Source organism: Vibrio sp. Of14-4, assembly GCF_022347625.1.
In the GTDB taxonomy this organism is placed as follows: Bacteria; Pseudomonadota; Gammaproteobacteria; order Enterobacterales; family Vibrionaceae; genus Vibrio; species Vibrio pristinus.
The window spans coordinates 201,736-226,729 of sequence record NZ_JAKRGI010000005.1 but is presented as its reverse complement, the minus strand read 5'-3'; the positions used below and the strand labels follow the sequence as shown (position 1 = coordinate 226,729).

General features: G+C 40.5%; 23 protein-coding genes. 16 read left to right on the top strand and 7 right to left on the bottom strand.

The features are described 5' to 3' along the window. From MHN79_RS07600 to MHN79_RS07565, 8 genes are read left to right on the top strand one after another with little or no spacing between them, the layout of a single operon-like run. Complete coding sequence (locus MHN79_RS07600; RefSeq protein ID WP_160930387.1) at window positions 1-684, top strand: type III secretion system apparatus protein VscT2; 684 nt, start codon at window positions 1-3, stop codon at window positions 682-684. After that, a complete protein-coding gene (locus MHN79_RS07595; protein WP_160930389.1) occupies window positions 677-934 on the top strand; it encodes a hypothetical protein in 258 nt (85 codons plus the stop codon). Before MHN79_RS07600 ends, MHN79_RS07595 begins: the two co-directional genes overlap by 8 nt. Further along, window positions 921-2,387 (top strand): secretin N-terminal domain-containing protein, encoded by a 1,467-nt coding sequence (locus MHN79_RS07590; protein WP_239172377.1) that lies wholly within the window; start codon window positions 921-923, stop codon window positions 2,385-2,387. Before MHN79_RS07595 ends, MHN79_RS07590 begins: the two co-directional genes overlap by 14 nt. Beyond that, the gene (gene vscN2, locus MHN79_RS07585; protein ID WP_239172393.1) at window positions 2,387-3,649 is read left to right on the top strand and encodes a type III secretion system ATPase VscN2; all 1,263 of its coding nucleotides are present in this window, start codon (window positions 2,387-2,389) and stop codon (window positions 3,647-3,649) included. Before MHN79_RS07590 ends, vscN2 begins: the two co-directional genes overlap by 1 nt. Then, entirely contained in the window at window positions 3,603-4,004 is a 402-nt protein-coding gene (locus tag MHN79_RS07580; RefSeq protein WP_160930395.1) for a hypothetical protein, read from the top strand. Before vscN2 ends, MHN79_RS07580 begins: the two co-directional genes overlap by 47 nt. Beyond that, window positions 4,001-4,993, top strand: coding sequence for a hypothetical protein (locus tag MHN79_RS07575; protein ID WP_239172376.1), 993 nt, complete (start codon window positions 4,001-4,003; stop codon window positions 4,991-4,993). Before MHN79_RS07580 ends, MHN79_RS07575 begins: the two co-directional genes overlap by 4 nt. Next, window positions 4,980-5,213, top strand: coding sequence for a flagellar biosynthetic protein FliQ (locus MHN79_RS07570; RefSeq protein ID WP_114783466.1), 234 nt, complete (start codon window positions 4,980-4,982; stop codon window positions 5,211-5,213). The genes MHN79_RS07575 and MHN79_RS07570 overlap by 14 nt, the downstream gene beginning before the upstream one ends. A 36-nt stretch (window positions 5,214-5,249) precedes the next feature. Beyond that, complete coding sequence (locus tag MHN79_RS07565; protein WP_160930399.1) at window positions 5,250-5,624, top strand: hypothetical protein; 375 nt, start codon at window positions 5,250-5,252, stop codon at window positions 5,622-5,624. Window positions 5,625-5,671: 47 nt separating this feature from the next. Here the strand turns inward: MHN79_RS07565 and MHN79_RS07560 are convergent, their stop codons facing one another. Both MHN79_RS07560 and MHN79_RS07555 read right to left on the bottom strand, forming a co-directional pair. Then, window positions 5,672-6,148: a hypothetical protein gene (locus tag MHN79_RS07560; RefSeq protein WP_239172375.1), complete on the bottom strand. Its 477-nt coding sequence runs from the start codon at window positions 6,146-6,148 to the stop codon at window positions 5,672-5,674. After that, window positions 6,135-6,839 (bottom strand): winged helix-turn-helix domain-containing protein, encoded by a 705-nt coding sequence (locus tag MHN79_RS07555; protein ID WP_239172374.1) that lies wholly within the window; start codon window positions 6,837-6,839, stop codon window positions 6,135-6,137. Before MHN79_RS07555 ends, MHN79_RS07560 begins: the two co-directional genes overlap by 14 nt. Before the next feature lie 1,468 nt (window positions 6,840-8,307). Here MHN79_RS07555 and MHN79_RS07550 point away from each other — a divergent pair. From MHN79_RS07550 to MHN79_RS07525, 6 genes are all read left to right on the top strand, one after another. Continuing rightward, window positions 8,308-8,844: a fimbrial protein gene (locus MHN79_RS07550; protein ID WP_239172373.1), complete on the top strand. Its 537-nt coding sequence runs from the start codon at window positions 8,308-8,310 to the stop codon at window positions 8,842-8,844. Between the two features lie 64 nt (window positions 8,845-8,908). Beyond that, window positions 8,909-11,374 (top strand): fimbria/pilus outer membrane usher protein, encoded by a 2,466-nt coding sequence (locus MHN79_RS07545; RefSeq protein WP_239172372.1) that lies wholly within the window; start codon window positions 8,909-8,911, stop codon window positions 11,372-11,374. An 18-nt stretch (window positions 11,375-11,392) separates the two neighbouring features. Continuing rightward, window positions 11,393-12,142, top strand: coding sequence for a molecular chaperone (locus tag MHN79_RS07540; protein ID WP_239172371.1), 750 nt, complete (start codon window positions 11,393-11,395; stop codon window positions 12,140-12,142). Window positions 12,143-12,150: 8 nt separating this feature from the next. After that, window positions 12,151-13,188, top strand: coding sequence for an adhesin (locus tag MHN79_RS07535; RefSeq protein ID WP_239172370.1), 1,038 nt, complete (start codon window positions 12,151-12,153; stop codon window positions 13,186-13,188). A 10-nt stretch (window positions 13,189-13,198) separates the two neighbouring features. After that, complete coding sequence (locus MHN79_RS07530) at window positions 13,199-14,191, top strand: OmpA family protein (RefSeq protein ID WP_239172369.1); 993 nt, start codon at window positions 13,199-13,201, stop codon at window positions 14,189-14,191. Window positions 14,192-14,695: 504 nt separating this feature from the next. Continuing rightward, window positions 14,696-15,592 carry a LysR family transcriptional regulator gene (locus tag MHN79_RS07525; protein ID WP_239172368.1) on the top strand — a complete coding sequence of 299 codons (897 nt, stop codon included), beginning with the start codon at window positions 14,696-14,698 and terminating at the stop codon, window positions 15,590-15,592. A gap of 113 nt (window positions 15,593-15,705) precedes the next feature. On the opposite strand, the gene MHN79_RS07520 is transcribed toward MHN79_RS07525, so the two are convergent. Beyond that, on the bottom strand, window positions 15,706-16,134 hold the full coding sequence (locus MHN79_RS07520) for a thioesterase family protein (protein ID WP_239172367.1): 429 nt from the start codon (window positions 16,132-16,134) through the stop codon (window positions 15,706-15,708). Between the two features lie 168 nt (window positions 16,135-16,302). On the opposite strand from MHN79_RS07520, the gene MHN79_RS07515 reads away from it, so the two are divergent. Next, the gene (locus MHN79_RS07515) at window positions 16,303-17,067 is read left to right on the top strand and encodes a ferredoxin--NADP reductase (RefSeq protein WP_239172366.1); all 765 of its coding nucleotides are present in this window, start codon (window positions 16,303-16,305) and stop codon (window positions 17,065-17,067) included. Between the two features lie 65 nt (window positions 17,068-17,132). Here MHN79_RS07515 and MHN79_RS07510 read toward each other — a convergent pair whose 3' ends face one another. Both MHN79_RS07510 and ppsA read right to left on the bottom strand, forming a co-directional pair. Beyond that, on the bottom strand, window positions 17,133-18,503 hold the full coding sequence (locus MHN79_RS07510) for a YjiH family protein (protein ID WP_160930419.1): 1,371 nt from the start codon (window positions 18,501-18,503) through the stop codon (window positions 17,133-17,135). Between the two features lie 346 nt (window positions 18,504-18,849). Next, window positions 18,850-21,222 carry a phosphoenolpyruvate synthase gene (gene ppsA / locus MHN79_RS07505; protein ID WP_239172365.1) on the bottom strand — a complete coding sequence of 791 codons (2,373 nt, stop codon included), beginning with the start codon at window positions 21,220-21,222 and terminating at the stop codon, window positions 18,850-18,852. Window positions 21,223-21,397: 175 nt separating this feature from the next. On the opposite strand from ppsA, the gene MHN79_RS07500 reads away from it, so the two are divergent. Next, window positions 21,398-22,231, top strand: a complete 834-nt coding sequence (locus MHN79_RS07500) for a pyruvate, water dikinase regulatory protein (RefSeq protein WP_160930423.1) — start codon at window positions 21,398-21,400, stop codon at window positions 22,229-22,231. 1 nt (window position 22,232) lies between these two features. Here MHN79_RS07500 and MHN79_RS07495 read toward each other — a convergent pair whose 3' ends face one another. Further along, window positions 22,233-22,937, bottom strand: coding sequence for a transporter substrate-binding domain-containing protein (locus tag MHN79_RS07495; protein ID WP_239172364.1), 705 nt, complete (start codon window positions 22,935-22,937; stop codon window positions 22,233-22,235). A 184-nt stretch (window positions 22,938-23,121) separates the two neighbouring features. Further along, entirely contained in the window at window positions 23,122-24,831 is a 1,710-nt protein-coding gene (locus MHN79_RS07490) for a phospho-sugar mutase (RefSeq protein WP_239172363.1), read from the bottom strand. Between the last annotated feature and the right edge of the window lie 163 nt (window positions 24,832-24,994).

The following is a 24,994-nucleotide window of genomic DNA, read 5'->3' as shown; positions in this document are numbered from 1 at the left end:
ATGGGTAATCTCTTATTTCCCAGTTGGATGTTGTTTGCGGGTTTTTTCCTTTTTCTAAAAATCTATAACCCGACACGATTATATTTAGACAATATAACATGCTTGGCGATTGCTATCGCTATGGCTATTTTTGTTGATGTAAGTCAGTTCGACCAATTACCTACCTTTGGTTGGGTGGTTGCCGTATTTATGTTCGCCGTTTTTTCTTCTGTGCCTTATTGGATCAGTGGAACGGTTGGCAGTGTGATTCAGCAGTTGCTGCTGCTGAATGAACAATCTGTTCAGGATAAACGCTTTACAGATGAATCAGAGGCCTTAGCAAAGCTAGGTAGCCTAACATTTTTAGTTTATGCGCTGCAAAGTGGCACATTGTTTCGTCCTATTGTTGAGGTCATTACACAAGGTAAGACAGATACAGGTGGCTTAGATTTCGAGGCGCTATATTTTTTAGTCACGGATAGCTTAACAATGATGGTTACTGTGGCGGGTAAATACATCATTATCATGCTGACGATTACTGTGTGCTGTGGCTATGTAGACTTATTTTTTAAAAAAGCGTCACTGTCACTTTTTGTTACGCCAAACATTAAAGCGATAGTGGTGATTGTGTTGTTAAATCTCTGGTTGTTACATGACCAGTTTTATGTATTTAAGCAAATGATGCACGAGGTGGGTTATGACTAGAGTTGAGATGGTAGATACAGCGGCCATGACAGATGGCAGTGATGTGCAATCTGAATTTGACGCAATTGCTCGCGAAGTTGAGCAAAGTGAAAAAATAGATAATCAGGCTACTTCTGACAACGATGAACCTACGCTCTCAGACGAAGAAATTGCTGACATGATAGTGACTCAAGGTGTGCTAAACACTTGCATGCGTCAGATGAGAGAAAGTGAAGAACGAATGAAAGAGATTCTCGATGAAGAAGTATAGAAAACTGATACTACTTTGTTTGGCTATGCTCGCTCCTCTAGCCCAATCAGAAGTATTGATTAAACAGCAAGACATAAACTTACAAAGTGCGCTGAAAGCAATTGCTAAAGATATGCAAGTTAAGCTTGTCGATGATATCGATGTCAAAACAGAGCGTCAGTTAATTACACAAACCTTATCAGGAAGTGGGCCTGAGCTATTAGAGCAGCTTTCAGAAGTTTATGACTTTGATTGGTATGTGTATGGGGGAACTCTCACAGTCCAATCTGGACAAGCTTATATTAATTATTCATATAAGCCACGCAATATAAAACCCAAAGCTTTGTTGAGAGAGCTTAATCAGACCTTTAATATCAGTGCGACAACTAAGGTTAAGTTGGTAGAGCGTGGAAACTCCATTTTGTTCTCCGGCACACGAAAGTTTGTGAATGATGCTGTTGGTTATGCAACTATGGTTGATCGTAACCAATTTCTAGAAAATGGTAATGATCTTCAGCTTGCGCGCATTAATTTTCACTATATATCGGTGGTTGATCGTCAAATAGATACGTTCGGTAATTCTGTCGTTTTTCCTGGTGCGATGAGTTTGATCTCTTCAGCCATTATCAATATTGGTCAGTTCCAGAATGTCACTGATAGTGACGCGATTGAAAAAGCGTACAAAGTTAAGCTGAAAAATAGCGATAAGCAGGAGCTAGAAGAGGAAGAAAAAACCTCTAAGGTACAACCATTACCTGGCTCAAATGCATTGCTAGTTCGTGGTACTCCAGAAGAGGTGAAGCTGGCTAAGCGCATTGCAGCGTTAATCGATATTAAGCGCAAACAGTTGTTGTTTTCACTTAAGGTTTATGATGTCTCAGTAACACGTGGTGAAGATCTTGGTGTCGATTTTAATGGTACGAGAGGTATCTACGATATTGTGGTCAATCCGTTTACGGAAACAACAGAGTTCCTACAAAGCTTTCAGGCGCTATCGTCTAATGGCGTAGCTCGTGGAGTGTACGAAACGAATTTGTTGGTCCTTGAAAACCAGCAAGGAATTTTTAACAAGAAAGAAACCGCTACCATCAAGCTCGTTTCTGTTGAGGAAGTTCAAACCAAAGAGATAGAAGCGGATAATGGCCTTTATGTGACAGGTCGACTTCTGCCTTCCGGAAGTGTTCAAGCAAAAATTCGTTATATTGAAGAGTCATTAGATGATAGCGACGATGACGATTCTACCATCGCAGAACCCCCGCGTGTTAGCTCACAGTCATTAGAGTCTGAAGTTTATATACACCCAGACCAGACTGTTGTTCTAGGAGGATTTGATAATACAGAAACTCAGTCTACCGAGACTGGTGTTCCTGTGCTATCGAGTATTCCCCTTCTTGGCGAGTTGTTTAAAAGCACAAATGAAACTAAGCGAAAGTACAAACGTTACGTATCCATCTCATATGAGGTTGTTGAGTGATGTTGAATCATTACTTCAAGGTTAAAGAATCTTATCAAGATACGGTTATTTGCCATGTCTCGCTAGATACTTTTGTTGGTCAAGAATGCTTTATCAGCACGGTTACTGGTGATCGCATTCGTGGTGAAGTGATGAAAGTTGCAGGTCATAGAGTCGAAATTAAATTGCTCCAACCCGGAGCAGTCCAGCGAGGTGGTAGAGTTGAAATTACCCCAAGACGTTTTTGCTTCCCGCTCAATGAGGATGCATTGGTCGGCAAGGTGATTAATTGTTACGGTGAGTCTATTTATGGCGATGACTATTTAAATCAGCCAGGCCACTTTGAGGACTTACCGATAGCAGTAGAGCCGATTCCACTAAACATTAGGGCACCAATAGAAACTGTATTTCCGACCAAGCTAAAAATCATTGATGGTCTTTTTACTATTGGGGAAGGGCAACGTCTTGGTCTGTTTGCACCTGCTGGTGCAGGTAAGACGACCACTGTATCCATTATGGCCAACAACATGGATGCAGATGTAGTTATATTTGCCATGATTGGTGAACGTGCCCGTGAAGTGGTCGAATTCCTTGAAGGAGAAATAGGCCCAGAGGTGATTCAAAAGTCTATTACTATAGTATCGACTTCTGAAGCGAACCCATTGGAAAAGGTGCGTTCTGGGTTAGTGGCGGTATCTATTGCTAGGCATTACATGGAACAAGGTAAAAAGGTCGTTTTGTATTTTGACTCCCTGACCCGTTTCGCTCGTGCCCAAGCTATGCTCGATAACACGCCAATTAAAGGGGGGATCCCAATTGGTGTATCGCTTGCTTTATCTCGTTTAGTAGAGAGTTGCGGCAATTCAATCCATGGTTCTGTGACTGGTATATTCACGGTTTTGATTGAAAAAGAAATTGATGATGATCCAATTGCTCATGAGGTGAAATCGCTGATCGATGGACACTTGGTGTATTCAACAACAATTGCTTCAACTGGACGATATCCTGCGATCGATGTTTTAAAGAGTAAGAGCCGTTTGCAAAATAAGGTTCAAAGCGAAGAATATGTTCGATTATCTGAACGCGTAAAAGATATGGTGTATCGATATTTCAATGTTGAGCTCTTAATTCGGGTTGGTGAATATGAAAAGGGCAATGATTTGGAGACCGATGAAGCGATCGATAGGTACCCTCATATCATGTCATTTCTAAAGCAAGGATTCGATGGAGTTGAATATGAACAAACCCTCGAAGCAATGGAAGGAATTTGGTCAGCTTATTGATATTGTAGATATACGTATCGGTAAGCAGCAAAGGAAGTTAGTTAAGTTAAAAAAACAGTATCAGGAACTCCTGAATATTATTGAACAAAAATGGCAACAAATAGAACAACATCAGCAACATTTAAAAGCACTCAATGTTAAAGATGAACCCAATGCATTAAGACTGCTTTTTATGAGGCGAGAAAGCACTAAATCAGCGATAGAGTCGTTGTTTTTCGATGCCTCGGTTAATCGTCAAGATGCGGAAGAGGTCGCATTGGAAATAGCAGAAGTAGAAGCCGAGAAACGAAGACTAGAAAAACGAAAAGATGCGCTTGGGGAACTACGTGAAGAATTAAGGTACGTGAAGTCATGATCAATGTGTTTGAAGGATTAATTCGACAGGATGTATTAGACGGAAAAGGAGGATTTGAAAAGATTCTTAGTGAGGTCGAGCAAACTGGCAGTAAACCAGACGATAATAAGACTTTTCAAACTCGAGAGTCTGAGAGAACGTTTCCTAACGCTCCTTTTGAACCTAGCTTTGATTATCAGATGCTGTTGGGTCTTCATACTTCGGATACTTTGAGAAATGAGTCCGCAAGATCCAATGTATCATGGCGAGAGGACCCTAAGCCTGAGACTCATCCCCCTTTGGTGGCTGAACATATGACAATAAGACCTTGTTTAGAGTTGTCAGATTATCCAGCAATAAGGCTAAATAAGGTAACCTTACGCAGCGTTGAACCTGAAGCACTTCGTCTTTTAGGCAGTAAGCAAAACTCTCAAGGAACTTTATTAGAGTGTGATAACTCTGTTTCTACAGGAAGTACCGCAGGTATAACAGTAGATCGTTTCACAGATAACACCTATCAGCAAAACCATGTTGTGCCTATGAGTTATACGAATGGCTCGGTGAGTACGAAATCCATATCTGAAGAAAGGCTTGGTAATAAAATAGATAAGCTGGCCCCCTCAGCTGTCAGTTTTGATACTAAGGGACAACATAGAGTTAGTATGGAGTACGGGAATGATAGGTTGGCAATCTATGGTGGTGTGTTGTCTCCAAAGGGTGTTCAAGACATACCATCTGACAGATTGGGTAACATAAAGGACAACAATGTGACCCCCTCTGCAGATGAAGGCTTAACCACTTCTCATAGTGTTGCTTCAGTTTCGCCGGTCATAAAACCAATGCCTTTGTCAGGAATAGGGCTTCCTTACTACCAGTTAGCACCGGAACTATTTGTGCAATATCCCAAGTTAAATAGTTATGTGGTGCTATACCGAAACAAATATTATTTGTTCGAATTTAATGAACATAAAATGGTAAATTATCTGGAGTATTCAGATGACAGTAATTGATGTTACCGCGGCATGCTTAGACATAGTCAAAGATGCAATAATAATTTTCTCTTTGAGCTTTGTTATTACAGGGGTAGTTGTGGGTTTACTCCAGACAGTATTTAGTGTTCAAGATCCTGGCCTTCCTATGGCCGCAAAATTAGTCGTTTTTATTGTGCTTTTGACTCAGGTCGGCGGCAATATTTATGACCAATTTCATCTGCTTTTTAGGCAGTTGTAATACATTAAACTATTGACGACTATGTAGGAGTTTACGTTGAAAAAGTTACGCGAAATAGTCTTTAAGACTTTGGTAGATATTTTAGGTGTACCGGCCAACCTATTATCTAGGATTGAAGGTGATGAGCCCATTGGTATTGAGTTGGTTGATGGTGAAGAGATATTCATTTCACTTCATGATAAGACGATTAGAGCGTTCGTTGAGATTCCAGTCCGTGATCGAAGAGTATTATCAGTTAAAGCTCCAAAGCTAATGGAGTTGCTTGTATCTGATGAGCAAGTCTACATGAGTACGACAAAAGATAAGCTGATAATGGTCTCTGAGTGGGAGGTGAGTGTGGCGAATGTTGAACGAAAGCTTGCCGATAAGTTGATGCTATTCAACAAAGCGGTCCATTGTATCAAAGCCTAACCAGTGATTGCCTTATCGACCAATAACATCAGATAAGGCATTTGGTGTTAATATCGCTTCATCCCCATAATTTGGCCACCGTTTAAGAAAGTGATGATGATCATATAATCATCTCCCCTATGCTTGACTTCTACGGTATTGCGAGTTGATAGATAGCGTTCAGCACTATAAAAATTGCGACTAATAGGGAGATCTGGTAGCCGGTGGTTATCAAGAAAATTTGAAGAGTGTTCTTCATAGGTAACCGTAAATAAGTTTCGACTATATCTTTTGACGAAACCTGTACTGTGACTTTCGAAGTACACAGGCTCATGGTCTGCTCCCATTTCTTCAACCACCCATTTAGATTCAAATTCGTTGTCATTGCTGTATATTTGTATCTTGCTTTTACCGTGATAGTCATGTGACATGTGTTTGACTTCATACTCTATGTCGTAGGCAACTCCAGGTTCCCCACTAAACCCATAAACAACGAGCAGCAAGATGTTAAAGCAGGCTATGACAATGAGGCTAGCGTAAAACATTGTCTACCTCACTGAGGGCGAGTTCGGTAATTTGCCCCAATTCAGTACCTTCATCCAAAATAATCAGGCGGTTAGTAATTTTACCGTTACCATCCACTATCGCTAATGAAAGGTTTTGCTTGAACAGTAGTATGGCTACTTTCTTTGGTTGAACTTGTTGTTGCTTAAGCCAGTTCACGACCTCCTCTCCTATCATAGCTGCTGCATATATTCTGTCAGAATAAACTTCAGTGACACCTTTACTATATCCGATCTTGGGGTATTCAGTTATGTTTTCGGGGCTGATAAAGTGATAGTAGATGTTATAAGATACATTGAATGTGGTCGCCAAAAGTACGACTAAGATAGCGATTTTGATTTTAGAATGGTGTTTGACATCACCAAACAATGAATTTTTTGGTTGTGATGATTGTGGGGATGAGACATTAATTTCAAGTGCAGAGTCGTCTTGACCCAGCTCTTTAACTATCGACGCATCGAGCATATAACCGACTTTTGAGACTGTTTTTAACCAACGTTGATCTCTGCCATTATCACCGAGTAAGGTGCGTATGTTTCGGATAGATTGAGTTAGAGAGCTATCAGAAACGATTTTGCCCGGCCATCCTTTTTCGATCAGCGCTTCCTTTGAAACCACTTCACCAGCATGACAGCATAGCTCATACAGAGTGAGCAGATCATGGGTGCCCATTCGAAGATCCTGGTTGGTTCGCAAATCATTTTCAGACAAAGTGTTACCAACCAAAACGAAATCTAGTATTTGAAAGGTTCTTGTTATTTTGTTCTTCGCTTCAGTCATATAGTTAGAGAAACATTTTATATTGTTGTTTTTTTTAAGCTTTCCATGTTTTCTGGTAATCAGAATTCGTTGAAACACAGTGATACTTTATGTTCCTACATCTTTGTCATGGAGTATCTTTGCATAATCAAGATATCATCTGTATTGATATGATATGCCTGTCATCTAATTTGCGCAAAGACTTACAGCGAGACATGTGGCCCAGTCCTACACATATCATTAATGAGAATCATTTCTTATTAATGATTTTTAAAGCTGATAATATTATTGCCTAATTCAAACCTCGGTTCCACAAATTAGTATCATTAGCCTACTATATGCTCTTTGAGCATCTAGTTAGTGGTCAATGAGTGAGCTAACTTAAGAGTAATCATGTAGCCCGCTAGCCTCCAATCTTGCGTTTGACTTGGTAGATCTACCCACTTATCGATCGGAATGCCATTGTGATTTCTTAAATTCACATTTTCATAAAGTGTGAAAAACTCCTGAAGGCTTTACTTACATTTAAATATACTTTCATTAATATAGGATGAGGTTTATTCCAGTGTGACCCCAATAGCTCAATCATCGATAAGATATCTTATTTATGCAAGGGTTTCGTTATTTCGCAGCTATAATATGCAACAGTTAGCTAGTTATAGAAATGATCTCATATTTTCAGGAGAAAAGGGTTTTATTGCCAGCGATAGCCTCCCATATAACCTTGACATTATTATATTTCAATCATAATCCCTTAACTTGCTAGCAATTATTAGTTTTACGACACTTGAAACCTAGGGAATCATATCTAATACTTATACTTAATCTTTATAAAAATTTTAACTTGAGAAACATTTCAACTATTTTCAGGTTTTTTTTTCGTTTATGTCTTGGTTTTTTCTTTTGTTATTGATGGTTTTTTTGTGTTTTTTTATTCATATAAGCACAAATATCTGAGATTTTATTCATTTTTATGTTTTGAGTGGCTTTGGTTTGCATGATTTTTTTTGATTTTTATCGTTGTAGAGGGGAGAACCCCCAGCCAGTGAGGTGATCATACTGATAATCATATCTATTATCCCATTTCAGGAAAACACGCCGTATTAAATTTAGTGAAATGTATGTAATTGATTATGCATAAGTATCTATAGTCTTATTTAAGACAAACCGGGTGATTTATATTGTTTTTTAATATTTGATGTTTTAAGGAAGTAAAAGCTGCTAAGTCGTTGCTTCTTTTTATCTCTAAATTGACGAAGGCTTGATTAGTAAAAATATCAAGTTTGAGTTGATACTTTCCATAAAGGGAAATTGGTTAAATGTTGTTAGGAAATTATTTTCCTATATGCATTATTATACATAAAATACATAGGACAAAAAAATGAAAGCTAATTTTATTCGTTCTTCAATTGCATCATCGCTTCTTCTTGGCTTGATGTCAGCGACTCCTGCTTTGGCTGAGAATACAACCAATGTTTATTTCAAAGGTGAAATCGTAGAATCAGCATGTGGTCTGTCTCCAGACAGTATCGATCAGACAATTGAATTGGGCCAACAGCCTACTCATATTTTTAAAGCTAAAGGAGATCGTTCTACTCCAGTACCATTTCGCGTGAAATTGACTGATTGTGATACTAGCGTGGCTTCTAATGCAGAATTCACTTTTGTTTCTAACCCTGATGCAACTGGCGATCTGTTCAGTGTTGATGGCGGCGCAACTGGCATTGGTGTACGTATCCTTCACAACGGTAATCCAGTGAATAACGGTGATGTAGCGGCAACTAACGTACTTGTTGATGGTACAAACATCGCTTCTTTCTCTGCGGCGTATGAAGCAAACATTGATATTGATGACGTGAACAAGGTAACGGCTGGTAACGCAGAGTCTTGGGCTTTACTACGTGTTACTTATAACTAGTGATCTAGGGTGCTCGGCTGTATAGCCAAGCACCTATTTTCTATAAATTTATTGGTTGATAAAAATGCGTTTTTTGTTACTTAGCTCAATAGTCGTACTTTCCACTCCTAGTTTATCTTATGCGACAAACTTTAATAATTTCTTTATAAGAAGTGAAAATAGTGTTGATTTAAGCAAGTTTTCAACTGCTAATTTTGTGGAAGACGGCAGTTATGATCTAGACGTGTACATTAACGGCGAATTTTTAACGACAGATAAAATATTATTTAGTAATAACGAACCTTGTATATCTGAGGTATTGGTAGATAGTCTGCCTTTCAATGATCGCGGATATAAACTGTATAAAGAACAAATAGAATCAATTGAAGGTGCAGTCTGTTATAAGATTGACAACATTGAATATACTAAGGTTGTTTCTGATCTTGGTAAAGGTCGTATCGACATATCAACACCACAAGAATACATTGCCAACGAGTATAAATATGGATTTGTGCCTGACCGATTGTGGGATGATGGAATTTCAGCTTTATATCTTGACTACAACATAAACTACTTTTCAAGTCAGCAGGACGATGAAAACGGCTGGAATGATGATTTGTCGACATACGGTATTATTGGAGCGAATGCAGGTGCGTTTCGCTTTAGAGCTAATTATCAAGCATCCAATAATTATTCAGGTGAGTTTACCTCATTGTATGGTTATACGCCCGTGCGCAGTATTAAGTCCAAACTTACATTTGGTAATACCCAGTTTGGCTCGGATGTGTATGACTCGTTCCAGATGACGGGTGTTCGCTTACAAAGTGATGACCAAATGTTACCGTCTAATTTGCGTGGATATTCGCCAGTAGTTTCGGGAACTGTAAGTACAAATGCAGTGATCACCGTTAGACAACAAGGAAATGTACTCAAGGTCGTCAACGTCAATGCTGGTCCATATTTGATCGATGATCTTGCGCAAGCTTCTAAGGGCACACTCGATGTAGAAGTTAAACAAGCCGACGGAAAAATTCAACGTTACCAAGTCAATGGTGCTGACGTTTTGTATTTAACTCGCCCAAACCATCTCCGCTACAGCGTATCGGTTGGAGTTCCAGACAGCGAGACTTATGAACATAAACCGGAGTTTTTCTCAGCTGAAGCATCTTATGGGATCAACAATTACGTGTCTGTTTTTTCGGCAACCTTATTATCTGAGGATTACCAGTCTTACACGGTTGGTACAGGGGTTAATCTAAATTACTTTGGTGCTGCATCTGTCGATGTCTCAACTGCGAAGGCCACACTGGGTGATACTAGTGACGTATCTGGTATATCTTACGGTGTTACTTACAACAATACCTTAACTGATTTTGGTTTAGGCTTACGTATTGCTGGATATCGTTTTTCAGAAGAGCAGTATTACGAATTTGATGAATATCTTAACTCTTATGATGATGTAACCTCATCATTTGTTTATGCCGCAAACAACAATCGTAAAGATGAAAAGCAAATCGCATTGACACAGAGTTTCGGTGTTACCAGTGCATATGTTTCCTATACCTCCAATAACTACTGGGATAACCGTCGAGATTCTTCTCGTTACGATGTCAACTTGTCACATCCCATAAATCTTAACGGGATCAACTTATATCTGACGCTGAATCTATATCAAGCCGATGATTCATATCTGACATATAACTATGAGTCGGGTATCCAAGAGTACTCACCAAGCAGTGGTGAAAAAGGTTGGTCGTTAGGCATCTCTATTCCTATTGGGGGCAGTAATTCCGTCTCTGTACAAACAAATTCACGTGACGGCGACTACTCTCAGACTCTATCGTATTCCGGATATGACAAAGGGGATGGCTCTAACTATCGAGTCGCTTACGATGTTTATGAAGGTGAATCGAATGGTGTAAGTGGTAACTACAGTCGCGATTTATCTTTTGTTTCAACTTCTTTTGGTGGGAGTTATAAAACCGACTCATACAGTCAAGTGAACGCAAATGCTACGGGGACTGTATTGTTGTCCGAACATGGATTGGCATACAGTGCACTTAACTCAGGCACATCACGCATTCTTATTGATTCTAGTGTGTCAGACGTCACCATCAATGGTAGTCATCACGAGAAGACCAACGAATTCGGTTTAGCCCTTATTAATGGTGTCACGCCTTACCAAAAGAGCTACAACACTATCGACTTTAAGTCACTGCCTGACAATATTGAAGTGCTCGATAGTGTTAAGAGTATGGTCTTGACTGAGGGTGCGATTGGCTACCAAAAAATAAAAGCGCGAAAAGGTAGCAACTTCCTTGCGCATTTGGAAGGTGATAAAGAGGTTCCGTTTGGCGCTTTAGTCTTTGATGATGAACTTAATCAAGAGATTGGCATAGTTGGCCAAGATTCAACAGTCTATGTGGTTGGAGTCAACATCGATTCAAATATAAGTGTGAATTGGGGAGATAACGAAAGTTGTCACCTAGTCATCGATGAGTCGATTTTGGAAAGTCAAGAAGTCATTCGTTCAGTTAACTGTGAAAACTAAATTAGTAGTTGGGAAAATATGAAAAATTGTATTTTAGCAATCGTGTGCTGCTTGATGGTATCGACCACAGCAAACGCCGCATTAGCACTAGACAGGACTCGCGTTATTTACGATGGCGATTCTAAAGTCGAAACAGTGAAAATAAAAAATCCGGCTGAGACGCCATTTCTTGCTCAATCTTGGTTGACAGATATGACAGGGCAGGAAGTACAAGATAAGTTTATTGTGGTACCGCCAGTGCTGAGAATTGAAAGTAAAGATTACGCTATTTTGCGAATTAAATCTTTACCTACCGTTTCTCAATTGCCTCAGGATAGGGAAACCGCCTATTTTTTACATGTTCGAGAAGTGCCCCCTTCAGTTGAACATAAAGACCATAGTACAAATGTCAAGGTAGCCAGTGGGTCGATCCAAATTGCTATCGAATCTGTCATTAAGTTTTTCTATAGACCTGAAAGTCTTAAAAAAATCAATCGTATAGACAAGGTAATTGATAGTAGTACAAAAATTAGGCGTTTGAATGGTAACAAGGTTGTTATAGAGAATGGTTCACCATTCTACGTGACCTTCTCTGAACTAAAGCTAGCTAATGCAGAGAAATCCTCTAAGTTTAAGCCCTTCATGTTAGCGCCTTTTTCCAGTAAAGCTCTGAACATAGAGAAAAGTGATCGATATACGCTCAGTCATATCAATGACTATGGTGCCACTGTATCAAACACTTTCGTTTGTAGTACACAAAATGTTTGCACAGTGCAAAGTAAACAATAGGCCGGACAATGAGAAAGCTAATTCTAACCCTGCTATTGTTCGCCAGTGGGAGTGTATTCGCCCCGAGTGTATGGGCCCTAGCTTGTTATAGTGCAAGCGAAGGCGGTCATTTTGGCGGCAGTGGTCCAGGCGGCGTGACCAATTTTTATATCGACCCATCAGCATCTGTACCTGTGGATGAAACCAATGGTCAAATTGTATGGCGTGGGCCATCACAGACAGTAACCGTGACCTGTTACAAGGATGCTACACACTATCCTTCTTTTAGATATGAACGAGAACAAGTTTATTTTTGGCCAGGGAAAACAGGAGACACTTCTGTACCAAATATCCCAGGTATAAAAGTCGGCTTTCGCTATGAAGGAACTGACATCTATGGTGTTAAAGCTGCGGTCAACAACTTTGTTGTGCCTGCGTGTCGCAGTGGTGAAAGCTATTCAGATTGTGAAGAGCGAACCAAAACATCACTCACAATTACTTATCAACCTATTATTGTCACTGCGCCCGGTACTTTTACTGGCTATAGCCAAGCGATAAACATCTTCCAAGTTGATGGAGAACATGGTTATAACGGTCTATACGCAAACTATCGAAGCAAGATCGCTAATATGGACATTCTTCAACCTTCTAAATGCTTAGTTGAGTTAGAAATCCAGAATAATGATATTGACTATGGTCGAATAAGCGTCGATGAGGTTGGTCAAGCTGCGCAGCTTCCTCTCACTATCATAGTCAGAAACTTAAAGTATGGTCCCGATTGCCCATCGGTTAAATTGCGTGGTTATTTTGATAACGTTCGGGATGTTGCTAATAAGTCATATATTCCTGTTTTTGATGAAGACGGCAAAAAAATTGATTCTTTAGGTATCAAGTTATACACACTCGGAGGCCAAGAAGTTGAATTAAATGAACCTGTTGGCGATGGCTATGAAGTTGCACAAGTAGGTTATGACCGTTACATCGCAAAACTAATTCCGCGTGGTTCCTCTGAGATCAAAAAAGGTAAGTTTGAAGGAATGGTCGTTTATACCGTTTCTTACTTGTAAGAGAATACTTATGAATTATAAACAAACTATTTTATTAGCTCTTTCTGTACTCACAGCTAACTCGGCTTTTGCTATTGAAGCTCAGCAGTCGGATGAAAATGAGAAAGGCGTTATTGAAACATTAATATCTAACGGGTTGTATTTTCAGGTAGGGGGAGGTCTTGCGCAATTTAAGGACGACCCTTACAAAAATGACAATGACATCACCAGCTTGAAATACAACATAGGTATTAGTACACAACCATTTAACTTCGAACTCGGTTACCTAAGTTTTTCCGATGGCGATGGTTTTAGCATCAAGGGCTTAGATGTACTGGCTAAACATAAATGGTCGCTGTCACGTGATGGAGGCTTATTTGTTGGTGCTGGCGGCTATTTTTATAATGCTGAAATGAACAAACAATTTCTGGACTCACCGCCAGAAACTAGTGGTGTATCACCATACCTTTCGGTTGGCGGTTACTATGCTTTGAGTGAATACATTGATGTTTCCTTACAGTTTGACAGCTTTTTCAATGTGAGTGTGATCGATCAATACTACGATAAAAAAGACAGTAAGCAGCTTAACCAAGTTAGCTTGTCTTTGATCCTTCACCCATGGTCAAACAGCCGCTATGACGCTCAACCAATCGAGTTTATTGAAGAACCAGTAAAACAACAGGTGAAGTTAGGCCAAAATAGTGCAGAATATAGTTATGATGATGCTACGCTTAGCGCTGAAATGAAGGAGCAACTAACTCAGTTCGCAATTAAAGTTACTGAATTAGAAAGCTATGATGTGGTAGTAATTGGTGGAGCAGATAGTAAGCCTGCATTCGTAGAGTATAACACTCGACTAGCTCGAAAGAGAGCAAAGCGAGTAGCGGACTTTTTGATTTTACACGGTGTGGACGAGAGGAATATTCATCTTGAGACATCTGTTGTTGAGAAAGAGGAAAGTGATGAAGACGCTCGTAAAGTTGAAATAGTTGTCAAAGGTACAAAGGTCGTTAATACATATTAATGGTTAGCCTAGGACTCTGAACGTTAAATAAAACCCCTGCAAATTAGTGAGGGGTTTTTACTTTTGAAATATATGGGATTTATATTTCTAGACTAAAGATTACTTGGCGTATGTTAGTAGATAACCACACTATATTTACATTATTCTCGAATCAGCTATTAGAACAGCTTTTCAATACCCACATTACTATAAAAAAACAGTTATCAATGCTAACGAGTAAATTTATAGCTTGTAAACTTGACATTACATTTTCTTAGAGTGATGGTTTTACCCCCTCAAAGTGCTGTGATTCTTCCGCGATTAAAAATTAATATTTTCTACTTTATCAAGGTAAGTTGTGGTTTTAATTAATCTTTTTACAATTTGCCATTAGGGGTTAAGAGATTAAAGGTTACGTGGAACCTATCCTTTTAACAGGTACATATATTAACTGATATCAAGTGAACCTTTGTTTATCTATACTTTTATCAATTAATGTGAGTAACTCTTCAAGTTGGAAATTTGATGATTCAATACACTTTAGATCAAATGTTATCTTTCGCTCTCACAGCAGAACATGGTTCATTTGCAAAAGCAGCTAGGGCAAGTGGTAAAGATAGGACCACTATTAGTGAACATGTTAATAACTTGGAAATTGCACTTAATGCGATTTTGTTTGAAAGAGGTAACAATAAGTTGGTGATTACGGAACAAGGTAAAGCTCTGCTACGATGGTCCCGAGGCCTCATAAGGCATGCTGAGGCCCTACAATCATTTGCTGACTCGCTGTCCTTTCCAGAGCAGCATCATTTCAAAATAGCAGTAGATATGCATCTACCCAGTGAGTTTATCTTAGATGTTGATATAGCGGCTAGAAAGCTATGCCCCAACATTACCATAGATTGGATATACCGCAGCCGGGATGAGGCCGTGGATGAGCTCAAAAGTAAAACTTTAGATGCCGCGATAATACTCAGGAATGATCAATCTTCGAAGCTAATACCACCAAGCGGCTTAATGGCATGTTACTTAGGTGAAGTCAAAGGAAGGTTGTATACTGCTGTGGATTCGCCACTTCAGGAGTTTAGTCCTGTTAACTTCAGGGACTTAGCAGACAGCACGCGCTATGTACTTCAAAGTACATCGGATGCTGGGCTTGGTGAACGCGCAGCCTTTTCTGGTCGGCAAGTTGTTTTAAATGGTATAGAGCTAGTGGTAAAATTTATCGAAAAAGATGGCTGGGCTTATTTACCCTCAATCCCTATGCTAGACAATAACCCAAAAGTTAAAGTGTTAGATGCCAACTTTCTCAACGCCCATTGGTCTGTGGGGCATGTATTGATGAGCCGAAGTGATATTTCAGGAGAAATGTATCAATTATTATTAGATTCAATAAAAGATGTATATAAAGAATCATTCTAAATAAATTGTTCCGCTTCACACTTGTAAAATATAAAGTTACGTTATAAATAACATCTCCATTTTTAGGTAAATAATACGTGGTCAAATTATTTACCTATTGTATCTAAAACTCATTAACAAGCCTCAAGATCTAAAATCCCTTGTTTTATTTCACTCGGGAGTTGGACTTTACAATGATTTATAAAATCAAACATCACACAGGTTGCCTGGCCTTGAGTGCAGACTTTACCTATTTTTTGACTGACAATTTGATACTCCATAGTGAATCTATCTTCTTGTATATCGATGACCTTAGCACCGATAAAAAGAGTATCAGGGTAGGTAATGGGCAGCTTATATTTGCAGTTTGTTTCTGCTAATACTGGTCCGATAGTAGTTTGAGAAGAGTCGAGCGATAAATTTATTTTTTGAAAGTAGGATAAGCGAGCAGATTCAAAATACCGAAAATACACAACATTATTGACATGTTGCAGCGCATCCATCTCGCCCCATGCCACTTTAACTTCACTGATAACTGGAAATTTCTTTAATAGTTCGTGCATGAGGAGTCCCTTATGTCAGTAGGTTGGCCTAGGATTGTAATCTAATTTCATAAAGTTAGTTAAAAATGTTTTTAAAATGTGATTGCTGATGGTTGATATATGGCAGGGCTTTACATCAATAGAGTAGAAGAGTAATTTTAAAGTAATAAGGCTGATTGAGGATCTGATATGACAGCACCTAGCGGTTTTAACCTCGCTTATTTAGAGCAGCGTACGGACTGGACTGATGAGCTATTCAGCTTGCGCTTGAGCGGTGCTCCACTTGACTTTAAAGCGGGGCAATTCACCAAACTTGCACTTCATGATGACGCTGGCCAACTGGTGAGCCGTGCTTATTCGCTTGTCAATGCACCTCTTAATAACAGTGGCACACTCGAATTCCTAGTGGTTGCGAATCCTCAAGGAAAACTAACGCCTGACTTACACAAGTTGAAAGAAGGCGATCAAGTTTATGTAGGTAACGCAGCTCATGGGGATCTTATTTTCAGCTCAATTCCAAAATCTACTCAGGATCTATGGCTACTCTCGACAGGAACAGGCATTGGCCCTTTTTTATCATTGCTCGATGACGTCAATGTTAGATTAGGTCAGGATAAAATTGTATTGGTTCACGGAGTTAGGCATGAAAAAGACTTGGTTTATCGTTACTTGATTGATCAGTTGTTGGAACAATACCAAGGTCGCCTTTTATATTTACCTATTGTTTCAAGGGAGGAATCCTCTTTTGCATTAAGTGGGCGTATCCCTCAATTGCTGCAGGCTAATCAAATTCAGGACATAGCAAAAGTACAACTTACCAAAGAGAGCAGTTTTGCCATGTTGTGTGGTAATCCGGAAATGATCAAAGAAACGACCCAAACATTACAGTCTTTTGGTCTTGAGAAATATCGTAGAGCGACAGGTGGAAATGTTATTTTTGAACGGTATTGGTAATACTTGTGACCAAAAATAAAAACAAAACAAGGCCCAATAAGTAGGGCCTTGACTTTTTAAGCGAGCTAGAAAATCAAATGAGCGACGCCAGCAATGACTGGTAGAGTAATTAAAGTTCTCAGGATAAAGATAGTGAACAGCTCAAATATATTAACAGGAATTCGGCTACCAAGAAGTAGTGCGCCCACCTCTGACATGTAAATCAACTGAGTGACAGACATGGCTGCAATAACAAAGCGAGTCATTTCATTATCAATTGAGCTTGCTAAAATTGCTGGAATAAACATATCAGCAAAGCCTACAACAATAGTCTCTGAAGCGGCAACAGCTTCTGGAACTCCAAGTAACTCTAAAAATGGAATAAAAGGTTGACCAAGGAAACTAAACACAGAAGTGTACTCGGCAATCACTAAAGCGATAGTACCTAGTCCCATGACTACAGGTAGAACACCAAATACCATGTCAATAGCATTGCGAACACCTTCGCCAAAAACAGAACCTAGTGATTTGACCTTACCTGCTTTTGCTAGCGCTAGCTCCATACCCCAAGAAAAGTTGCTATGGCCTTCAGGAACTAGGTCAGCATCTTCAGCGGGTGTAGAACCGTCAATAAAGGTGTCCTTTTTCATACTCAATGGCGGAATACGTGGAATGATAATCGCGGCAACAATCCCAGCTAGACATATAGCACCATAAAAAGGCAAAAATAAATGTTCGAGTTCAACTTGTGCCAGTACAACCAAGCTAAAGGTGATGGATACGGCAGAGAAAGTAGTCCCAACAACCGCAGCTTCTCTTTGAGTATAAAATTTAGTTTCGTACTGTTTGCTAGTTAGAAGAATTCCAACAGAACCATCTCCAAGCCATGATGCCATACAGTCGATAGCACTTCTACCGGGAAGGTTAAAGATTGGACGCATTACCTTGCTAAGCAAAGTGCCAAACAATTCCAACAAGCCAAAATTAAGCAATAGAGGTAGCAGCAAACCAGCAAAGATAAATACCGAGAAGAGTGTCGGCAATAGACCTTCGAGTACCAGCCCTCCGGTATTTTCCTCCCAGATTGCTTTGGGGCCTACCTGGAAGAATGTCATAGCAACAGCAAGGCCGCCTATTACACGGACAAGAAGCCAAAGTGGGCTGGGATTAAAAAGTCCGTTTAAGAATGGGCTACGAGATATGAAGCCAGGGTTTTTTATCCGGCACAGGACTGAAGCTGAGGCCATAAAAATAATGACTGAAGTAACGATGCCGACTAGATGGTCACCGAATAATGCTTGAATAGCTTTAGCTAGGACAGCAATAGGAATAGTGATGTCCCCTTCATAGTGAATGGGTGCCATGAAAAGGAACAAACCCAGTAACGAAGGGATCAAAAACATCCAAAGGTTACCTTTGGTATTTGTCTGTTTAATAGTTTGAGCGTTATTCTGCATTGAAAATCTCGTGTTACTGCTAGTGAATCAATTCTGTATGCTTTTTGAGCATATATATTCACTAAACATCTCTACTTAGTCATTCTTGGCGAAGAGTAATCCTTATTGAGTATTTTTGCAATACTATTCAATAAACTTCCCTAAATATGCACAATATAATATGACGTTTTTGTGAAATTACGGTGTATTGTTTCGGAGATGTTAAATTGATTGTTATTATGTTGCAAGTTGGTTTTTGCTATTAAGAGACATGTGATATCAATAATTGTGAACTCACTCATTATATTTACCGATTACTCAAATAAAAAAACCGCCCATCGGGCGGTTGTCATCATTAGGTCTGTATTTACTTGTTCGCGACTTGTCCAAGCTTTAACCAAGTATCAATAACTGTGTCTGGATTAAGTGAGACAGAACTGATGCCTTGCTCCATTAACCATTCAGCCAAGTCATCGTGATCTGATGGGCCTTGACCACAGATGCCGACGTATTTACCCGCTTTACTTGCCGCATCAATTGCCATTTTAAGCATGGCTTTCACTGCCGGATTACGTTCATCGAATAGATGAGCCACATCACCGGAGTCTCTATCAAGACCGAGAGTAAGCTGGGTCATGTCGTTTGAGCCGATAGAGAAGCCGTCGAAATATTTAAGGAAATCCTCTGCGAGAACGGCATTTGAAGGCAATTCACACATCATGATGACTTTCAGCCCTTGATCTCCTCGGCGCAGGCCATACTTAGCCAGAATATCGATAACCGATGCCGCTTCGCTAGGTGTACGAACAAAAGGAATCATAATTTCGACGTTCTTTAGCCCCATATCATCACGCACGCGCTTAATTGCTAGGGTTTCTAGTTCAAAGCAATCTTCAAATACTGGTGAAATGTAACGTGACGCTCCTCTAAAGCCAAGCATTGGGTTTTCTTCATGTGGCTCATAGCCTTGACCACCGACAAGATTACTGTACTCGTTAGATTTAAAATCAGACATGCGAACAATCACTCGCTTTGGCCAGAAAGCAGCAGCAATCGTCGCAATCCCTTCGGTCAGCTTGCTGACATAGAAATCGATTGGATCTTTATAGCCACGAATGCGTTCACTAATTTCTGCTTTAAGCTCATCGGTTTGTGTATCAAAGTTAAGTAGTGCTTTGGGGTGAATACCTATCATTTTATTGATGATGAACTCTAAGCGAGCTAAACCCACCCCTTCATTCGGGATCTGGGCAAAATCGAAGGCACGATCTGGGTTGCCCACGTTCATCATGACTTTGGTCGGTAAAACGGGAAGCTCATCTACCGTGGAACGTTTGATGTCAAAGTCTAACTGGCCATTGTATACGTACCCTGTTTCGCCTTCAGAGCATGAAACCGTTACTAAACTTCCGTCTGTCAGACTAGAGGTCGCATTGCCACAACCAACGATGGCAGGAATACCGAGTTCTCTAGCGATAATTGCGGCATGACAGGTTCGTCCACCACGGTTGGTGATGATCGCTGATGCTTTTTTCATCACAGGCTCCCAATCAGGATCTGTCATATCAGTGACCAATACATCTCCATCTTGGACTAAGGACATTTGATCTAGAGAGTCGACTAAACGAACAGGGCCTGAACCGATACGCTGTCCTATTGCACGGCCTTCCACCAATACGTCTGCTTTGTTACTGAGTTCATAGCGCTCGATTACGTTTTGTTCGCTTTGAGAACATACAGTCTCTGGTCGTGCTTGGACAATATATAGTTTCCCATCGATACCATCTTTAGCCCACTCTATGTCCATAGGGCGTTGGTAATGTTTTTCGATGATCATTGCTTGTTTAGCAAGCTCAGTAATTTCCTCATCGTTGAGGGAGAACTGATGTCTTTCTTGCTCTGTGGTATCTATGGTGTCTACCTGCTTGCCTATTTCAGGGTTATCTGAATAGATCATTTTGATAAGTTTTGAACCAAATGTTTTTTTAACAATGGCTTGCTCACCGGCCTCGAGCATTGGCTTATGAACATAGAATTCGTCAGGGTTTACCGCGCCTTGAACAACCATTTCACCTAAACCCCAAGAGGAAGTGATAAAGACCACTTTATCAAACCCAGATTCAGTATCTAGGGTAAACATGACCCCAGAAGAAGCTTTGTCGGAGCGCACCATGCGTTGGATGCCTGCTGATAAGGAAATACCTCTGTGGTCAAACCCTTGGTGAACTCGATAAGAGATTGCCCTGTCGTTAAACAAAGAGGCGTAAACATGCTTAGTTGCTTCAAGCACAGCATCTATGCCGCTGACATTGAGAAATGTCTCTTGCTGACCTGCAAATGAAGCATCAGGTAAATCTTCTGCAGTAGCAGAGGAGCGCACAGCAACAGACAGCTCTGTATTGCCTTCAATGAGTTCTTGGTAATTATTACGTATGTCCTGCTCAAGATCGGCAGGGAAGGGAGCATCGAGCACCCATTGACGGATTGTAGCCCCTGTTTTTCTCAAGGCATCGACGTCTTCAACATCCAGATTGTCAAGTAGTCCATGAATACGTTCATCTAGACCCTCAAAATCTAGAAATTGGTTAAATGCGTATGAGGTAGTGGCAAAACCATTGGGCACTGAAACACCGGCATTCGCCAGATTAGAAACCATTTCGCCAAGTGAGGCGTTTTTACCGCCGACTTTGTCGACGTCTGACATGGATAGGCTATCAAACCAGAGGGTGTTCTTTTGCATGTCTTTCTCCAGAAACATTGCAGTTTTGTAGGAATAGAGCAAACGATTACGCTTGTAAATAAAAAAGCTCAGCAATTTTCAAAGCTGTGCAGTCCGTAACTGTTCGCTATGCTTTATTATCGATATTATTGTGTTACCCATCCTACTCAAAATAATTTTAAAGCTTAAATAAAAAATGCAAATTGATATTCAAAGTCGTGATGTATTCTATGTTTCTGATGGAACTGCTATTACGTGCGAGACATTGGGGCATGTGGTGATTGGTCAGTTTCCGCTCAACGCCCATGAAAAGACATTTCCTTTTGTGGAGAGTGAAGACAAACTTGACGACCTGCTAAGGGAAATTGAGCAGTCTTACCAAAGAACCGGTCGAAAGCCCTTGGTGTTTTTCTCGATTGTTATTCCACGTATTAAACACAGGCTTTTGCAAGCTCCAGCTCATAGCTACGATGTGCTCGCGGATATTGTTGAGCAAGTCAAAGGTGATATAGAGATGGAGCCTCAGCCTAAATTGCAGCGCTCACGGAGTGTTGGTAAAGATTCGGCCTCGTATTTTGATCGTATCGCAGCGATAGAATACACCTTAGCGCATGATGATGGTATTACACTCAAAGGTTTAGATGAGGCTGATATTATCTTGCTTGGTGTTTCACGTAGTGGCAAGACCCCAACGAGTTTGTATATGGCCATGCAATTCGGTTTACGAGTGGTCAACTATCCTTTTATTGATGAAGATATTCGTCGTTTGAGGCTATTACCTGAGTTTGAAATACACAGGCATAAACTGTTTGGTTTAACCATTGATCCACAAAGATTAAATGAAATCAGGGAAAGTAGGCTGGCAGGAAGCGATTATGCCAGTACAGAGCAATGTATTAGTGAATTAAAGAGTGTTGAGTCTCTGTTTCGACGCGAGGCGATTCCCTACATTAACACATCGTCCCTTTCCGTTGAGGAAATATCAACCCGTATTCTAGAAAAGGCCGGTCTGCGGCGTCGATTACTATGAGCTAAAATGACTCGGTCTGGTATTTTTTAAGTCCCTGATCGAGTAGCTCTTTAAGCTGTTCTTTGTATTTATACTTTTTTGAAATCATCATATGGAACTTATGCTTTGGCATTTTAGGAATAACTTCTATCGCTAGGTTTTCACCTATATAGTCTATACCCCAAATGCTCTTTATCCCCGCTACAATCTCCTTCCATGCGAGTATAACATCACATTTTCCTTCGTTAAGCTCTGTGACGAGTTCGTGCATGCTATGAGCATTTTGATGGATTGTTTTCAAGCCAAAGTCGCTGTAATTGTATCCATGGATACCGCATACCTTGTAAGCGTTTAAATCTGAACCTTGGGTTATCTTTAGTCCGTTTTTAAACTCTGATTTTCTATACAGATAAGAAGGCGTCGTAGCATAGTACCAAGTAGTGTAAAGGAAATGCTTCGCCCGTTCGTCGGAGTATGTCGCGCTAACTGCGACTTGAAAATCACCCGCTCTTCCCCCTTTTAAACAGCGAGACCAAGAAGACATGGTAAAATCAAACGTTATACGATGTTTTGGCAGTATCTCATTCAGTACATCAAGATCAAATCCCTTCACCTCTTCATCTTGGACATAGGTGTAAGGCTCCCAATCAATAGAATCCCCACATATACTTAAATGAGTGTCTGACAACTCACTGGGTTTCGCGAGAGCGTTTGTGCTAACTAGCACTAGAATAAGCCAAGGGTAGATGAGTAATTTCATTTGCAAATAAGATGATAGCCGTTGTTAACATCAAGTATAGACAGCATCTAAATATTAGGTTGACTTTGTCGTCGCAAAATCGATATGAAGTGTTTCGATAGCATGTCAGCTTACATATAGTGTAATGCAAGCTGACATCAAGCCATAAGGTCTAGTGATCTAGGCTTGTTTGATGCTCGCTAATAAGCACATCGAGAGAGAGCTCTGCGCGAGCTTCTGCTGAAGCGAAGCTGTCTTCGATGCTGAATTCTTCTACGACTTCGTAGTAGCATTTCAGCTTAGGCTCGGTGCCTGAAGGGCGAACAATTACTCTAGCTCCTCCGTCCAAACGGTAGATAAGTACATCACTAGGAGGAAGATCTATCGGGTTGCTTGTACCGTCAGCATGATAACGGGTCGAAAGCTGTAGATCGTCTATTTCAGTTACCTTCCTGCCGGCAATATGGCTTGGTTGCTCAGCTCGGAGTCTATCTCCAATTGGGGGAGCATTAGGATCTAGCGCAGTACTATGCTGAGCATTAATGTACATGCCGTGCTCACGATAGATATTCTCTAGCTGATCCCAAACGGTTTTACCTTGTTGTTTTAATTCTGCAACTAATTGTGCAAATGCTACTAACGCTGACAAACCATCTTTATCCCACACCTTATTACCTATGGTATAGCCAAGCGCTTCTTCATATGCGAAAAGGAATTGTTTTTCAGCTGACTCTTTTGTCATTGCAACGTTAGTTAGCCATTTAAAGCCAGTCAGAGTTTGGTAGTACTCTGCATTATGAGAACGGGCTATTTTCTCCAGTAAGCTAGAAGAGACAACCGTATTACCGACTAGTTGTTTTGAAGCTTGAGTCTGATTCAGCAGGTAATGACCAAAAAGCGCCCCGACTTGATCGCCGGTTAACATTTGATAACTTCCATCCGGTTTGACTGCCGCAACGGCGAATCGGTCGGCATCTGGGTCATTAGCACACGCAATATCTGCATTATGTTGTTTAGCTAAAGCGATCACCATATCCATCGCCCCTGCTTCTTCGGGGTTTGGGAAGTTTACAGTGGGAAATGTACCATCGGGTATTTCTTGTTCTGCAACGCTATAAACAGATGTGAAACCCGCGTCAGTGAGTAAGGTTTTTGCCATAGGGGCACCAACGCCATGCATCGCGGTATAAGCAATAGAAACCTGCGCTGTATCTGGCCGGTATTCAAGCACAGGATTACTGTTAACGCTTTGGCGATAAGACTCATAGTATTCTTCTGTTAACCACACGAGTCGCGTTTCTTTTTCAGCCTGTTCTAGAGACATAAGCGGTATTGGTTGAACCGCTGCTTGCTCGATTTCTGAAGCAATCCCTGAATCATGGGGAGGAATGATCTGAGCACCATTTTCCCAATAGACTTTAAAGCCATTATACTCCGGTGGATTATGGCTTGCTGTCACGACTACCGCAGCCGCTGAATTTAATTGTTTAACACCAAAAGCAACGATAGGCGTTGCCGCTACATCGTGAGTCAGATATACCTTTATGCCCAGCGCTGTGAGAACGGAAGCTGTGCTGTGAGCGAACTGTTTAGAATCGATACGGCCATCATAGCCGATCACGACGCCTCGTTGCTTGGCATCTTTAACATTGTTAATCAAATAGTGGCCTAGGCCCGCGGCAGTTTCTTGAATTACGAGCTGATTCATTCTGTTTGGCCCAGCACCGACTTTACCTCTCAGCCCTGCTGTTCCAAACTCTAATCGCTGACTAAATCGGTCTGCGATTTCTTGCTCGTCTTTATCATCGACTAACTGTGTTAGTTCTTCGCGCGTGCGTGGATCTGGGTCTCTTTCTAACCAATGAGTAACTTGTTGCTTCATAACTTATCTTACCCTGACACTTAGTGTCTTGAGTGAATGAAATTGGAAAATCAATCATGTGATATTAAGTGAAATTGGTCATTATTTGCGAGAGAGCAATCGTTAAATTAAATATTGTGATCGAGGTTGACCTTAATCAGCAAAACTAGTCGACATTTCCGGT

Excerpts from the sequence above, each read along its gene's own strand:
- MHN79_RS07600 (WP_160930387.1), top strand. The coding sequence starts at position 1 with ATGGGTAATCTCTTATTTCCCAGTTGGATGTTGTTTGCGGGTTTTTTC.
- MHN79_RS07595 (WP_160930389.1), top strand. The coding sequence starts at position 677 with ATGACTAGAGTTGAGATGGTAGATACAGCGGCCATGACAGATGGCAGT.
- MHN79_RS07590 (WP_239172377.1), top strand. The coding sequence starts at position 921 with ATGAAGAAGTATAGAAAACTGATACTACTTTGTTTGGCTATGCTCGCT.
- vscN2 (WP_239172393.1), top strand. The coding sequence starts at position 2,387 with ATGTTGAATCATTACTTCAAGGTTAAAGAATCTTATCAAGATACGGTT.
- MHN79_RS07580 (WP_160930395.1), top strand. The coding sequence starts at position 3,603 with ATGAACAAACCCTCGAAGCAATGGAAGGAATTTGGTCAGCTTATTGAT.
- MHN79_RS07575 (WP_239172376.1), top strand. The coding sequence starts at position 4,001 with ATGATCAATGTGTTTGAAGGATTAATTCGACAGGATGTATTAGACGGA.
- MHN79_RS07570 (WP_114783466.1), top strand. The coding sequence starts at position 4,980 with ATGACAGTAATTGATGTTACCGCGGCATGCTTAGACATAGTCAAAGAT.
- MHN79_RS07560 (WP_239172375.1), bottom strand. The coding sequence starts at position 6,148 with ATGTTTTACGCTAGCCTCATTGTCATAGCCTGCTTTAACATCTTGCTG.
- MHN79_RS07555 (WP_239172374.1), bottom strand. The coding sequence starts at position 6,839 with ATGGGCACCCATGATCTGCTCACTCTGTATGAGCTATGCTGTCATGCT.
- MHN79_RS07550 (WP_239172373.1), top strand. The coding sequence starts at position 8,308 with ATGAAAGCTAATTTTATTCGTTCTTCAATTGCATCATCGCTTCTTCTT.
- MHN79_RS07545 (WP_239172372.1), top strand. The coding sequence starts at position 8,909 with ATGCGTTTTTTGTTACTTAGCTCAATAGTCGTACTTTCCACTCCTAGT.
- MHN79_RS07540 (WP_239172371.1), top strand. The coding sequence starts at position 11,393 with ATGAAAAATTGTATTTTAGCAATCGTGTGCTGCTTGATGGTATCGACC.
- MHN79_RS07535 (WP_239172370.1), top strand. The coding sequence starts at position 12,151 with ATGAGAAAGCTAATTCTAACCCTGCTATTGTTCGCCAGTGGGAGTGTA.
- MHN79_RS07530 (WP_239172369.1), top strand. The coding sequence starts at position 13,199 with ATGAATTATAAACAAACTATTTTATTAGCTCTTTCTGTACTCACAGCT.
- MHN79_RS07525 (WP_239172368.1), top strand. The coding sequence starts at position 14,696 with ATGATTCAATACACTTTAGATCAAATGTTATCTTTCGCTCTCACAGCA.
- MHN79_RS07520 (WP_239172367.1), bottom strand. The coding sequence starts at position 16,134 with ATGCACGAACTATTAAAGAAATTTCCAGTTATCAGTGAAGTTAAAGTG.
- MHN79_RS07515 (WP_239172366.1), top strand. The coding sequence starts at position 16,303 with ATGACAGCACCTAGCGGTTTTAACCTCGCTTATTTAGAGCAGCGTACG.
- MHN79_RS07510 (WP_160930419.1), bottom strand. The coding sequence starts at position 18,503 with ATGCAGAATAACGCTCAAACTATTAAACAGACAAATACCAAAGGTAAC.
- ppsA (WP_239172365.1), bottom strand. The coding sequence starts at position 21,222 with ATGCAAAAGAACACCCTCTGGTTTGATAGCCTATCCATGTCAGACGTC.
- MHN79_RS07500 (WP_160930423.1), top strand. The coding sequence starts at position 21,398 with ATGCAAATTGATATTCAAAGTCGTGATGTATTCTATGTTTCTGATGGA.
- MHN79_RS07490 (WP_239172363.1), bottom strand. The coding sequence starts at position 24,831 with ATGAAGCAACAAGTTACTCATTGGTTAGAAAGAGACCCAGATCCACGC.